Source organism: Sulfurimonas sp., assembly GCF_023228785.1.
Taxonomy (GTDB): Bacteria; Campylobacterota; Campylobacteria; order Campylobacterales; family Sulfurimonadaceae; genus Sulfurimonas.
On record NZ_JALOAN010000050.1, the window covers coordinates 1 to 12,339 of the forward strand.

At 35.9% G+C, this 12,339-nt stretch carries 11 protein-coding genes and 1 tRNA gene; 8 read left to right on the forward strand and 4 right to left on the reverse strand.

The window, feature by feature from the left end:
• Both M0Q24_RS10450 and M0Q24_RS10455 read left to right on the forward strand, forming a co-directional pair.
• Positions 1 to 194 (forward strand): UvrB/UvrC motif-containing protein (locus tag M0Q24_RS10450; RefSeq protein WP_295050434.1); only part of this gene is annotated, 194 nt, incomplete at its 5' end.
• A 108-nt stretch (positions 195 to 302) separates the two neighbouring features.
• Entirely contained in the window at positions 303 to 866 is a 564-nt protein-coding gene (locus tag M0Q24_RS10455) for a DedA family protein (protein ID WP_295050436.1), read from the forward strand.
• Positions 867 to 886: 20 nt separating this feature from the next.
• Here M0Q24_RS10455 and pckA read toward each other — a convergent pair whose 3' ends face one another.
• A complete protein-coding gene (pckA, locus tag M0Q24_RS10460; protein WP_295050437.1) occupies positions 887 to 2,464 on the reverse strand; it encodes a phosphoenolpyruvate carboxykinase (ATP) in 1,578 nt (525 codons plus the stop codon).
• Positions 2,465 to 2,595: 131 nt separating this feature from the next.
• Between pckA and M0Q24_RS10465 the strand changes: the two genes are divergently transcribed.
• Positions 2,596 to 2,671: transfer RNA gene (locus M0Q24_RS10465), tRNA-Val, on the forward strand.
• Here the strand turns inward: M0Q24_RS10465 and M0Q24_RS10470 are convergent.
• On the reverse strand, positions 2,642 to 3,151 hold the full coding sequence (locus tag M0Q24_RS10470; protein ID WP_295050439.1) for a methylated-DNA--[protein]-cysteine S-methyltransferase: 510 nt from the start codon (positions 3,149 to 3,151) through the stop codon (positions 2,642 to 2,644). The two genes, M0Q24_RS10465 and M0Q24_RS10470, sit on opposite strands and share 30 nt — an antisense overlap.
• Before the next feature lie 67 nt (positions 3,152 to 3,218).
• Here M0Q24_RS10470 and M0Q24_RS10475 point away from each other — a divergent pair, with 67 nt between their 5' ends.
• From M0Q24_RS10475 to M0Q24_RS10490, 4 genes are read left to right on the forward strand one after another with little or no spacing between them, the layout of a single operon-like run.
• The gene (locus tag M0Q24_RS10475) at positions 3,219 to 4,454 is read left to right on the forward strand and encodes an apolipoprotein N-acyltransferase (protein WP_295050441.1); all 1,236 of its coding nucleotides are present in this window, start codon (positions 3,219 to 3,221) and stop codon (positions 4,452 to 4,454) included.
• Positions 4,455 to 4,502: 48 nt separating this feature from the next.
• Complete coding sequence (locus M0Q24_RS10480) at positions 4,503 to 6,617, forward strand: RNA degradosome polyphosphate kinase (protein WP_295050442.1); 2,115 nt, start codon at positions 4,503 to 4,505, stop codon at positions 6,615 to 6,617.
• Positions 6,607 to 7,134 carry a gamma carbonic anhydrase family protein gene (locus tag M0Q24_RS10485; protein ID WP_295050444.1) on the forward strand — a complete coding sequence of 176 codons (528 nt, stop codon included), beginning with the start codon at positions 6,607 to 6,609 and terminating at the stop codon, positions 7,132 to 7,134. Before M0Q24_RS10480 ends, M0Q24_RS10485 begins: the two co-directional genes overlap by 11 nt.
• A 3-nt stretch (positions 7,135 to 7,137) precedes the next feature.
• The gene (locus M0Q24_RS10490; RefSeq protein ID WP_295050446.1) at positions 7,138 to 7,752 is read left to right on the forward strand and encodes a TRIC cation channel family protein; all 615 of its coding nucleotides are present in this window, start codon (positions 7,138 to 7,140) and stop codon (positions 7,750 to 7,752) included.
• Here M0Q24_RS10490 and M0Q24_RS10495 read toward each other — a convergent pair.
• A complete protein-coding gene (locus tag M0Q24_RS10495) occupies positions 7,742 to 8,236 on the reverse strand; it encodes a nitrous oxide reductase accessory protein NosL (RefSeq protein ID WP_295050447.1) in 495 nt (164 codons plus the stop codon). The two genes, M0Q24_RS10490 and M0Q24_RS10495, sit on opposite strands and share 11 nt — an antisense overlap.
• A 75-nt stretch (positions 8,237 to 8,311) precedes the next feature.
• Between M0Q24_RS10495 and M0Q24_RS10500 the strand changes: the two genes are divergently transcribed.
• Positions 8,312 to 8,830 (forward strand): redoxin domain-containing protein, encoded by a 519-nt coding sequence (locus M0Q24_RS10500; RefSeq protein ID WP_295050449.1) that lies wholly within the window; start codon positions 8,312 to 8,314, stop codon positions 8,828 to 8,830.
• Positions 8,831 to 8,851: 21 nt separating this feature from the next.
• Here the strand turns inward: M0Q24_RS10500 and M0Q24_RS10505 are convergent, their stop codons facing one another.
• Positions 8,852 to 12,268: a molybdopterin-dependent oxidoreductase gene (locus M0Q24_RS10505; protein ID WP_295050451.1), complete on the reverse strand. Its 3,417-nt coding sequence runs from the start codon at positions 12,266 to 12,268 to the stop codon at positions 8,852 to 8,854.
• Positions 12,269 to 12,339: the final 71 nt, after the last annotated feature.

A 12,339-nucleotide genomic window follows, 5' to 3' on the forward strand; every position in this document is an offset into this window, starting at 1 on the left:
TAGATGCCAACCTAAAGCTTGAAGATCATGGCGGTATTTACCAAAAACACAAAAAAATGGATAAAATTCCAGCAGCAGAGAAAAAAGTAATAGTAAAAGAGCTATCTCTAAAAATGAAACAAGCTGCAAAAGAGTTAAACTTTGAAGAAGCAGCAAGACTTCGTGATGAGATTAGTAAAATTAAAATATTATAATGAGCAAAGCCCATTATAATGGCAGGGACTAAAGTCCCTACAACCCCCTAAAGCTACAAAAAACAAGTTTTTTGAGATAAGGGTATATTAAATATTAGGACATTCAACTTGGAAGATACATTTAGTAATCTCGCGACATATGGATACATTGGACTTTTTCTCTACTCACTCGGCGGTGGTTTTGTAGCGATTATTGGAGCTGGTGTTCTCTCTTTTATGGGCGAGATGGATCTCTCTTTATCTATATTAATAGCATTTGTTGCCAATACTATAGGTGACTTTTTACTTTTTTATATGGCTCGCTATCAAAAAAGCATGATGATGGATGGACTTAGAAAGCATAGAAGAAAGCTAGCACTCTCACATGTACTGATGAAAAAGTATGGTTCTTGGATCATATTTTTTCAAAAGTTTGTTTATGGTATTAAGACACTTATTCCTATCGCTATTGGTCTAACAAAGTATGACTTTAAAAGATTTGCTGTTCTTAATGTTCTCAGTGCTGGGGTTTGGGCTTTAGTTTTTGGGCTTGGTAGTTATTACTCTGGTAGTGTTTTGGTAAAAGTAGCTGGATTTATTGGAGAAAAACCTTGGATAGCACCTATTATTTTAGTAGTTTTTGGAGGTGCTTTATGGCTCTATATGGAAAAAGCCACAAAGCGTAAGAATTGAGTTTCTTTAGAAACTCAACCCTATAACTTTGGACCATAAGGTGCAAAGTCAGTATGTTCACCAGTTTGGTATTTAGTATAGTTATCTATAAACATTTTTGCTAGATTATCTCTTTTACTATCAAAAAGATCTTTGTCGCTCCACGCATTGCGAGGGTTTAAGATGTTAGGATCTATATCTCCTAAAGTTTTTGGAACTTGAAGTCCAAAAACTTCGATAGTGTCAAACTCACTCTCTTTTATAGTTCCATCTAGTATAGCGTTGATACAAGCACGAGTATTTTTGATACTCATTCGTTTTCCAACACCATATCCTCCACCAGTCCATCCAGTATTTACAAGATATACATGAACATCATGTGCATCAATTTTCTCACCTAAAAGATTAGCATAAACTGTTGGATGTAGTGGGAGAAAAGCCTCTCCAAAACAAGCTGAGAATGTTGCAACTGGCTCGGTTACACCTCTCTCTGTTCCAGCTACTTTTGCAGTGTATCCGCTTAAAAAGTAGTACATTGCTTGTTCTTTTGTAAGTTTAGAAACTGGAGGAAGTATGCCAAAAGCATCAGCAGTTAAGAAGATTATATTTTGTGGATGACCAGCCATGAGGTCTTTTTTGTGATTTTCTATATGTTCTATTGGGTAAGAGACGCGAGTGTTTTCAGTTTTTGAGTTATCTTCATAATCAACCTCTCCCTCTCCATACATAACAACATTTTCTAAAAGTGCATTAGTTTTAATAGCGTGGTAGATCTCAGGCTCACTCTTTGCATCTAAGTTTATAACCTTTGCATAACATCCACCTTCGAAGTTAAAGACTCCGTGATTATCCCAACCATGTTCATCGTCTCCGATTAAAGCTCGTTTTGGATCTGTACTTAGAGTAGTTTTGCCAGTTCCACTTAGTCCAAAGAAAAGTGCAGTATCACCATCTTCTCCAACATTTGCAGAACAGTGCATTGGAAGTTTACCTTCTAGCGGTAACCAGTAGTTCATCATTGAAAAAATTCCTTTTTTCATCTCACCACCATACCATGTACCGCCGATAATGGCCAGATTGTTCTCAACATCAAAAAGAACAAAAACTTCTGAATTTAGACCATGCTCTTTCCATTTTTTATTTACAGCTTTACAAGCATTAAGAACAGTAAACTCAGTGTTAAAAACTTCTAATTCTGAGCTAGTCGGACGAATAAACATATTTTTAACAAAGTGTGATTGCCATGCAATCTCAGAGACAAAACGAACAGATCTCTTTGACGCGGCAGAAGCCCCACAAAAAGCATCTGTGACATAAAGATCTTTTCCTGAGAGTTGCTCTTTAGCAACTTCTAGGAGTTCTTCAAATATTTCAGCAGAGACTTTTTTGTTGACATCTCCCCAAGCTATATATTTGTTTGATGGATCGCGGTCTACAAAGTATTTGTCTTGTGGGCTACGACCTGTAAAAATACCTGTATCAACTGCAGTTGCACCCATTTTTGTCTGAGCACACTCACCGTTGTTAAGTTCATGTTGTATAAGCTCATCATAACTTAAATTATGGTGAACTTTACCAATGTTTTGTAATCCTAATTCTTCTAACTCTTTTAAGTGCATAACTTACCTTTTGGGTACTTTTTTTGTAGTTGAAATTATACACTCTATAAACATAAAATAAATATAAATATTTGCCCTAAATCAAGAAAAATTACTTTAAGGATTCTTAGCTACAATGTCACTCTTAATTTGCTCGCATAACTCAGTTGGTAGAGTATTACCTCGACAAGGTAAGAGTCACTGGTTCGAGTCCAGTTGTGAGCACCATCTTTTTAAATTATTTTTCTCAAGAGATAACAAAAACTCTTTTCTCCAAACTCCTCCTGTATAACCACCGAGTCCTCCATCTGCTGAAATTACGCGATGACATGGGATCAAAATCGAGATGGGGTTTTTTCCATTTGCACTTGCAACTGCTCTTATGGCTTTTGGATTTCCAAATAATTTTGCTTCTTCTTTATATGAGATTGTTGTGCCATAAGGAATGTTCAGAAGTGTTTTCCAAACTCCTTTTTGAAATTCTGTTCCTTCTGTCCATAAAGGCAGTGTAAACTCTTTTCTTTCTCCTGCGAAATACTCAGAGAGCTCTTCTTTTAGTTTGTCCAAAAGAGATGAATGTTCTTTACTCTCTTTGTAGTCTTTTCCCTCTACCACAAAATCAAAAGAAATAATTGCATTTTCATTTGCAAGAGCTATCATTTCACCTATTGGGGTTTTAAAAATTTTGCTATATAGCTTACTTTTCATATAAGAACTCCTTAGTTAAACCTAAGTAGTTTAGTATATCTTTACTATAAACTCTCTATAATTTCGCATGATTGAAAAAATAACAACTTTTAAAACTAACTACACCTTCGTCTTTGATATTCTCGTTGGCTTATTAACTGCTCTTTTATTTAGCGCTTTTATCTACTTTGAACATTGGGGATTTAGCTTTAAACTTCTTAACACCTTATTTGGACTTATTGCCATTGCACTTTTTTTGTATATTTCAAAAAGAGCCATTTTAGTTGCTGGTTTTTTTACAGGTCTTCTTTGGTTTTACTGGATAGGTTATAGCTTTGAGTACACTGGAGTTGGATATCTCACTCCATTTGTAAGCTTTGGTTTTGCCATCATATATATGCTCTTTTTTGGTCTCTTAGCTCTTAGTAAAGAGGTTTATATAAGGGCTCTATTACTCTTTGGGCTTAGTTTTTTTGAGCCATTTGACTGGAACTGGATGCAAATAGAACTTGTTTTTATTGAGAGTTTCATAGGGATCTACAAGTATCAACTCATTTTGGTTTTACTCGCTCTTTCTCTGCCAAATTATATAAAAAAGCCTTATAAATATGCGCCTTTATTTTTACTCATTTTAGCTATAAACTTTAACACTCAAGAGCTAAAAGAGCCTGAACTTAGTATCAAACTTATTAGTACAAACATCTCACAAGATAAAAAATGGAAGAGAGAAAACCTTAGATCTACTGTAGATCTGGTTTTTCGTGAGATTGAAGATGCAATAGAGAAAAAGCATGATATAGTTGTCTTTCCTGAATCTGTTTTTCCACTATACATGAACAACAATCAGCTTCTTATAGATAGACTTCTTATCTATTCCAAAGATATAAGTATAATTGTAGGAACATTATATAGAGAAGATAATCACAACTACAATGTCTCATATTTCTTTGAAGATGGACAGTTTGAAGTGGCCAAAAAACTTGTTTTAGTCCCTTTTGGCGAGTATATTCCACTTCCAAAATTTGCACAAGACTATATAAATGAGATGTTTTTTGCAGGTGAAGCAGACTTTAAAACTGCAAAAGAGCCAACTGACTTTAATATAAAAGGCGTGAAGTTTAGAAATGCTATCTGTTACGAAGCAACCTGTAGTGAGCTTTATGAGGGTGAAGTTCGCTTTATGATAGCCATCAGCAACAACGCTTGGTTTGAACCTTCAATTGAGCCCACCATTCAAAATCTTTTGATGCGATACTATGCTAGAAAAAACAACACTATTATCTACCACTCAGCAAATTATAAAGGTAGTGGGGTTATAAAATAGTAATGACATTTAGATATAATGTGAAAAATAATTTTGAGGGTAAAACAGATGATAAATCTCAAAAATCCAGAGCTCTATAACAACCGTGAACTCTCTTGGTTACAGTTTAATACTAGGGTTTTAAAACAGGCTCAAGATGGATCACTTCCACTCTTAGAGAGATTAAAATTTCTAGCCATTTATGGAACAAACTTAGATGAATTTTATATGATCCGTGTAGCTGGACTAAAAAAACTATTTACTGCAGGTATCATTGTCTCAGGAGCTGATAGGTTAACTCCAATGCAACAACTTTTAGAGATAAGAAACTACTTACATCAAGAGCAACAGGTAGTAGAACACTGCCTAAACTCCATCTTAAAAAAGCTTGAAATCGAAGGTATTTTTATAAAATCTTTCGAAGAGGTAACTCAAACTCAAAGAAGTAAGTTAAAAAAATATTTTTATGAAAACATATATCCCGTAATAATCCCTATAGCAGTAGATGCAACACACCCCTTTCCTCACTTAAATAATCTTAGCTTTGGGCTTATTGTAAAGCTTACAGATATGGAAGATGAAACTATTGAGAGAACTGGAATCATAAGAGTTCCTAGAGTTATAAATAGATTTATAGAACTTAATGATGGTATTTATGTGCCTATAGAGTCTCTCGTAGTTCAACATATTCAAGATCTATTTCCTGGTTATAAACTTATAAGGTATGCATCTTTTAGAGTTACTAGAAATGCAGATATGGAGATAGAAGAAGAGGAAGCTGATGACTTTATGGAGATCCTAGAAGAGGGTTTAAAGCTTCGTAGAAAAGGTGAAATGGTAAGACTTGAAGTCGGGAGCGATTCAGATGAAGATCTTTTAAACTTTTTTAACAGACATGCAAATGTTTATAAAGATGATATTTATAGATTTCACACACTCTTAAACCTCTCTAGCCTATGGCAAATCGTTTCAAACAAAAACTTTGCACACCTTTTGCATCCATCTTTTAAACCAAAAACTCTTCCTCCATTTGATCACAATGAAAATATCTTCACAGCATTAGAAAAACAAGATGTTTTGATGTATCACCCATATGAAAGTTTTGAGCCAGTTATAAAGCTTATACAAAATGCAGCAAAAGATCCAGATACAGTATCTATAAAGATGACACTATACCGCTCAGGAACAAACTCGCCTATTGTTCAAGCTCTTATGGCAGCATCTGAGAGTGGAAAACAAGTAACTGTTATGGTAGAGTTAAAAGCAAGATTTGATGAGGAAAACAACCTTATTTGGGCAAAAGCACTTGAAAAAGCTGGAGCTCATGTTATTTATGGGATCAAGGGCTTTAAAGTTCACGCAAAAGCAGCACTAGTCACAAGACGAAAAAATGGAAAATTAAAACAATACGCCCATATAGGAACAGGAAACTATAACCCAGCAACTTCAAAGATCTACACAGATATGAGCTATATGACATCCAAAGATGTTATCACGAATGATTTAACAAAGTTTTTTCACTTTCTAACGGGCTTTAGCAAAAAGGGTAAATTAGATGAGCTCTATATGTCTCCTGCGCAAGTTAAACCAAAGATCTTATCTCTTATCAACAATGAAGCTAGAAAAAAACAAGATGGGCAAATCATCGCAAAGCTAAACTCTTTGGTAGATGATGATGTGATAAGTGCACTCTATAGAGCATCACAAGCTGGAGTGAAGATAGATCTTATCGTTCGTGGTATCTGTTGCTTAAAGCCTGCTATTGAAGGTGTTAGTGACAACATACGAGTTATCTCTATCTTAGGTAAATATTTAGAACATCCTAGAGTCTTTTTCTTCAAAAATGATGCAAGTCAGATCTATATATCTTCAGCCGATTGGATGCCCAGAAACTTAGTAAGACGCATAGAACTCTTAACTGCAATCAAAGATGAAGAATCAAAAAGTAAAATCTTACAGATCTTAAAACTTCAATGTTCTGACAATGTTTTAGCACATGAACTTCAAAGCGATGGTTCATATAAAAAAGTTGTAAGAGCCCCAGAAGATGAGAAGTCTATAAACAACCATAAACTACTAGAAGAGTTTGTAAACAAGATCTCAAAAGCTAGTAAAAAAGAGACACAAAGAAGTGTCTCTCAAATCATGTCAAAACTATTTTCAGAAGATGCAAATGATTTATAAATTTAGAAATACTTCACCAACTATTGGTAAAAACACTTGGATAGCTCCTTCGGCTGATGTTATAGGAGATGTGACTTTTGGAGAGGACTGCTCTATTTGGTTTGGAACTATCATCAGAGGCGATGTTCATTTTATTAAAATTGGAGATAGAGTAAGCGTTCAAGATCTAAGCATGATCCATGTTACGCACTACAAAAAAGCAGATAAAAGCGACGGTCATCCTACTATTGTGGGAGATGATGTAACTATTGGTCATAGAGTTATGCTTCATGGTTGCACCATAGAAAATGCTTGCCTTATAGGGATGGGAGCTACTATTTTAGATGGGGCTATTATTGGCAAAGAGAGTATTGTAGGAGCTGACGCACTTGTGACAAAAAACAAGGTCTTTCCTCCAAGATCTCTTATTATGGGAAGTCCAGCTAAGGTTGTTAGAGAGTTAAGTGAGCAAGAAGTAGAAGAACTTTATGCATCTGCCTTAAGATACGTAGGCTTTAAAAATGAATACCAAAACTAAGTAATGCCAGAATTTTTCATCTTTGCCGATATCATCGGTATCACAGCTTTTAGCATAAGTGGCTTTCTTGTCGCCATAAAAAACAGACTCGACATTCTAGGCATACTCATAGCATCAGCACTAACAGCTCTAGGAGGTGGAATCATAAGAGATGCCATCCTTTGCTCAACTCCTTTTGCTTTTAGCTCTTTATATCCTGCTATCACACTTTTTTTGAGTCTTTTTGCAGCTTTTGTTTTTAAACTTTACAATAAACCATCATTGGAACAGAAGTGGATCTTTGTAGTAAGTGATACCATTGGACTTGTTGCATTTAGCATTACTGGGGCTATCTTAGCCATAAACGCCGAGTATAATTTTTTTGGGATTATGATACTTAGTTTTATAACAGCTATGGGTGGAGGAGTGACAAGAGATGTTATGATAAACCAAGTCCCTACAGTTCTTATAAGTGACTTTTACGGCTCTATTGCAGTTATAGTTGCCCTACTTTTAGCGCTCTTAGAGACATTAGATATTTTAAATGCTCTAAGTATCTCAAGTGTGGCAATTTTTTCTATAGTCCTTAGACTTATTGCTTTTAAGCGAGGTTGGCAACTACCTAAGTTTAACGCTTGAAGTCTTTTTTTGTAACTTCAAGGGCTCCTTTAAAACTCATAATTTCTCCACCATACTTATCTTGAAATTCTTTAGCCATAGACCTGTTTAAAAAAGCGTACTTACTAACTCTAGTCATAGTCCCTCTTATATTACTTCCAACTACATAATAAGCATCACTAACTGGGATAAACTTTAGTGAATCAACGTCAACAACTTTAGGATTTTTAAGAGTCACACCCTCTCCTAAATGATCTTCTAAGCAGTGAATTGAACAATATTGATAGTGGCGTTTTTCATCCTCTGCAGCGTGGCTAGTCTTATAGTACCTTATCAAGTTCATCCCACATCTCACACAAGACTCTTTATCCTTGCCACTTTGAGTTAGAGTTGCTTCTTGTGCTGATACTGACTGAAACATAGCCGATTTTATATGTGGTTCTTTATCTATAGTACATCCAGCAAAAAGTAGAGCTATCACTAAAATTACATATATTTTCTTCATTTTTTTATCCTTGTGTTTTTTATATTAATGTATATTAGCAACTAAGAATTAAAAAAGTGTTAAAGTGACAATATTATGACAAAATCTCTGATTATTAAACAAAAGTTGAAAAAGTATATAAAAGAGATAGCTCTTTTTATACTTATTATGACTGTGATTGCAAATGTTATTAGTTTTTATAAGAGCATGGATTTAAACAAGCAAAAACTCCAAGAGATGAGTGTTACTCTCTTAGATAAAACAAGTTATACACATCCAAAAGATAAACCTATCTTAATTCATTTTTGGGCAACTTGGTGCCCTACTTGTAAACTAGAAGCTTCAAATATTCAGAGCATCTCAAAAGACTATGAAGTACTTACTATTGCGGTAAATTCTGGATCTAACGAAGAGATAAAAGAGTATATGAGTAAAAATAGTTTTGATTTTAAAGTTTATAGTGATGAGAGTGTTTTTTTTGCAAAAGAGTTTAAGATTGCAGCTTATCCAACTACATTTATATATGACAAAGATAAAAATCTAATCTTTAGTGAGGTTGGTTTTACAAGTACTTTAGGGCTTTACTTTAGAATGTGGATAGCAGATAAGTTTTAGTAGCTAAAGGGAAAGATCCCTTTAGCTCTTTAAGTTTATATTGTAAGCCTCATCTGAGAGTGGTACCCATGGGCGTTTTATATGTTTTGGACGGCGTATCTTATCGTTAACATCTAGTCCACGAGTAAGTTCATCTCTCCATCCTTGATAGATTTTAAAGTTGTTTTCATAATTTACATGAATATCACCTATCTTATCGCCACTTTGAGCAGGCTCTAAGATAACCTTTTGGTGCCAACAGTGCATCCCTGAGATTGGATCTGGGTGAGCTGCTGCAACTGCATTTTGCCATGAACCACTTAGTCCATCCCACCAGATATTTCCACTATCTCTGTTGTAGTCTGCAAATCTTTTAGCATGAAAAGGTTTGATGCCCTCTACATACTTTAACTTTCCTACTTTGCCGTCCATTTGAAGTTCAGCAGTTGGAACGCCAAAGCTATTAAGTCCACCCGTTCCATCATAATCTTCAATCTTGATTTGAGCACCATCTTTACCTGCATTCTCAGGAGAGTGTGCAATAAAAGCAGGATCATTCATATCTCTTTTTATTGGTTGTGAGTTTACTTTACCAGCACTAACACCGTTTGGAATTGAGACTGAGTTTACAAGTTTCCATCTACCACCGTGATGTGAACAAGCAAGAGTTCCAGGAAGTACGCCCTCAGTAGGAACTGCCATAGCTACGAAATATCCAGACTCTAATCCTGTAACACTATCTGTAATTCTTACACGAATAGCATCTCCACGTTTAAATCCTTGACGAGTTGCATCTTTTGTTGATATCCAGATTGGATCATGATTTTGAGAGATCTCCATAAGATGTTTAGAGTTTGCTGAACGAGTGTGAATGTTATATGGCAATCTAAATACAGTATTTAGTGCATATGAATTCTCTTCTGTCATATACATATGATTTACATGCGATACGATATGAACCATCTCTTTTTTCTCTTCTTCACTTCTTGGGTAAAAAGGTATAGCATACTCTGGCCACTTCCAATCTTCTGCAATCCACTCACAAAAGAAATCTAGTTTCTTGTCTAGTGTTGCAAAACCTTCCATCTTTTTGCCATCAATCTCAATACCTATAGACTTCTTCTTACCATGACTATCAGCTGTCATAACACCAGTTCTTTTATCTATAGTTACGTCTTGTTTGTCATACTTATGACCATGAGAGATATAACTCTCTCCATCATCTATAACTTCTCTCTCTTGAGGCGAGTAGATATGGTTTTCTTCCATCCAAACACCATGATCTCTCATATACTCATAGATTGGAAACTCTGCATTTTTATATCTTGAGTCGTTCGTAGCAGTAGATTTAAGATTTGGTAAGTTATCACCAAATGCTGCATCATACCACTCAGCGATTGTAACAGGAGTGCCAGGAGTTTTTTTAGACTCCCACATAGATCTAATAGACTTAGTCTTAGCATCATCTAAGAAGATATCACCTTTTGGATCTATATAATTTACACATAGATCAAACCAAAATTCATTCTCTTCCCAAACTTCACCAAGACCTGCTTTTATATGAGCTTCTAGTGTAGCACGAGCTGGATTTTTAGGCTTCCATCCCATTTTCTCTAGTGCTACGCGCATAACTGGTTGACGAAATGATGTCCAACGAGCTGGCATTGTAGCCTCTGAGTGCTGATCATGTCTCTCACCAGCTAGTCCCACAGGTAAGATGTAATCAACATACCAGTTAGTCTCAGACCATACAGGAGAGAGGTTAAATGTTAACTCCATTTTCTTTTCATCTTTGATAGTTTCTATCCATCTAAAACCATCCGGATTTATCCAAACAGGATTATACATACGAGGAATCCAAACAGATAATTTTTGAGGAACATTAAGCCCTCTATCTATCCATTTTTGTTGCCACTCAGTATCTGAGAGAAGATGTGGTAGTAAAAATGACAGTTCATAAGTAGAAAGAGGCCATTCAGGTGGCCAAGAAAGTTCATTGTATACATCAACTTTTGGAATATCAGCACCTCTTTTTCCTTGACCAACTGTAGCACTTCCACCTTTTCCGGCAACTGAAATAACATGCCAGTGATGAAAAAATGTACCACCCTCAGGACCAATTGCACCACGAAGTGCAAGTGAGAAATAACCAGTTCTTCCAGCAGTCCATCCACCTCTGTTTCCAGCAGATGATGCTCTCCAATAGTATGAAGATACAGAAGTTCCAGCCCAGATAAACATATCGTATAACTCTTCAAGTTTATGAGCAGGGACATGTGTCTCTTTAGCTGCATACTCAAGTGTAAATGGAGCATAAGTCTCTTTTAAAACTTCCATAAAATCTTCAAACTCATTTCCATTAGGAACTTTAGATATGTACTTTTTGCTAACCATGTATTCTAAGTATTTTTTATTGTCTAAAAAGACTTCCCAGTTGATCCACTTTTTAACAAACTCTTTATCTACTTTTCCTTCACTTAAAACTCTTTGAGCTAAGTATAGATATATAGCTGGTTCAGTTCCAGGCCATACTGATATCCATAGATCTGCCATACCAGCGGAATTTGATAGACGAGGATCCATAACTACAAGTTTAGCTCCCTTTGCTCTTGCATCTGCAATAAAAGAAGCTGATTGTTGAAAGTAGTGTCCAGCATCTGCCGCGTGAGATGAGTTAAGGAAAATTAGCTTTGCATTTGCCCAGTCTGGAGATGGTCTATCGTCGTTAGCCCACTGTATAATTCCTGTACGAGCATTTGCTGAACAGATATTAGTATGTGAGTTAAACGCATCACAGCCTAGTGTATGCCAAACCTTACCAGTAAAGCCATTTTCATTTGGACGACCAACATGAAACATTACGGTTTTCTTAGATAGCTCATCGCCAACTCTAAGAGTATCACCCATCTTTTTACCGATGGCAGTCATTGCCTCATCCCAAGTTGTACGAACCCATTTACCTTCACCGCGAGCAGATCCAGGAGCACGCTTAAGTGGAAATGCTATTCGATCTGGATCATACATTTGTGATTGTGCAGCGTAACCTTTTGCGCAGTTTCTTCCACGAGATGCAGCGTGAAGAGGATTACCCATATACTTCTTAACTGTAAATGTTTTCTTGTCAATCCATGCAGTCAAACCACAAGAAGCTTCACAATTTGAACATGCAGTTGGAACTATCATATAGTCGTTTACTTCTATACCTTTTGGATTGTCCTCACTTCTTACACCGTGACGATCGATTCCGCCTCTTTTCCAATCATTTCCATCAAGCTCTTTAAAATCAGCCCACTCCTCCATAGGAGGATAGAATGATAATGAATCGGGGGTATTTGTAAACTTGCTTTGTGAGATAGACTCAGCTTGTGCGTCTGCAGTAAACACACCCTTAGCTATAACAGCACCAGCAACAGTGAATGCGGCGCCTTTTAAAAATGTTCTTCTACTTTGTAAATACATCTAATTCTCCCTAACTCATTGGTAATAATTGTGGAATTGTTAGCCAAACATGCTTAACTAACCACAGACCT

Coding starts and splice junctions, on each gene's coding strand:
- pckA (WP_295050437.1), bottom strand. CDS start 2,464: ATGCACTTAAAAGAGTTAGAAGAATTAGGATTACAAAACATTGGTAAA.
- M0Q24_RS10470 (WP_295050439.1), bottom strand. CDS start 3,151: ATGAAAAGTAAGCTATATAGCAAAATTTTTAAAACCCCAATAGGTGAA.
- M0Q24_RS10475 (WP_295050441.1), top strand. CDS start 3,219: ATGATTGAAAAAATAACAACTTTTAAAACTAACTACACCTTCGTCTTT.
- M0Q24_RS10480 (WP_295050442.1), top strand. CDS start 4,503: ATGATAAATCTCAAAAATCCAGAGCTCTATAACAACCGTGAACTCTCT.
- M0Q24_RS10485 (WP_295050444.1), top strand. CDS start 6,607: ATGATTTATAAATTTAGAAATACTTCACCAACTATTGGTAAAAACACT.
- M0Q24_RS10490 (WP_295050446.1), top strand. CDS start 7,138: ATGCCAGAATTTTTCATCTTTGCCGATATCATCGGTATCACAGCTTTT.
- M0Q24_RS10495 (WP_295050447.1), bottom strand. CDS start 8,236: ATGAAGAAAATATATGTAATTTTAGTGATAGCTCTACTTTTTGCTGGA.
- M0Q24_RS10500 (WP_295050449.1), top strand. CDS start 8,312: ATGACAAAATCTCTGATTATTAAACAAAAGTTGAAAAAGTATATAAAA.
- M0Q24_RS10505 (WP_295050451.1), bottom strand. CDS start 12,268: ATGTATTTACAAAGTAGAAGAACATTTTTAAAAGGCGCCGCATTCACT.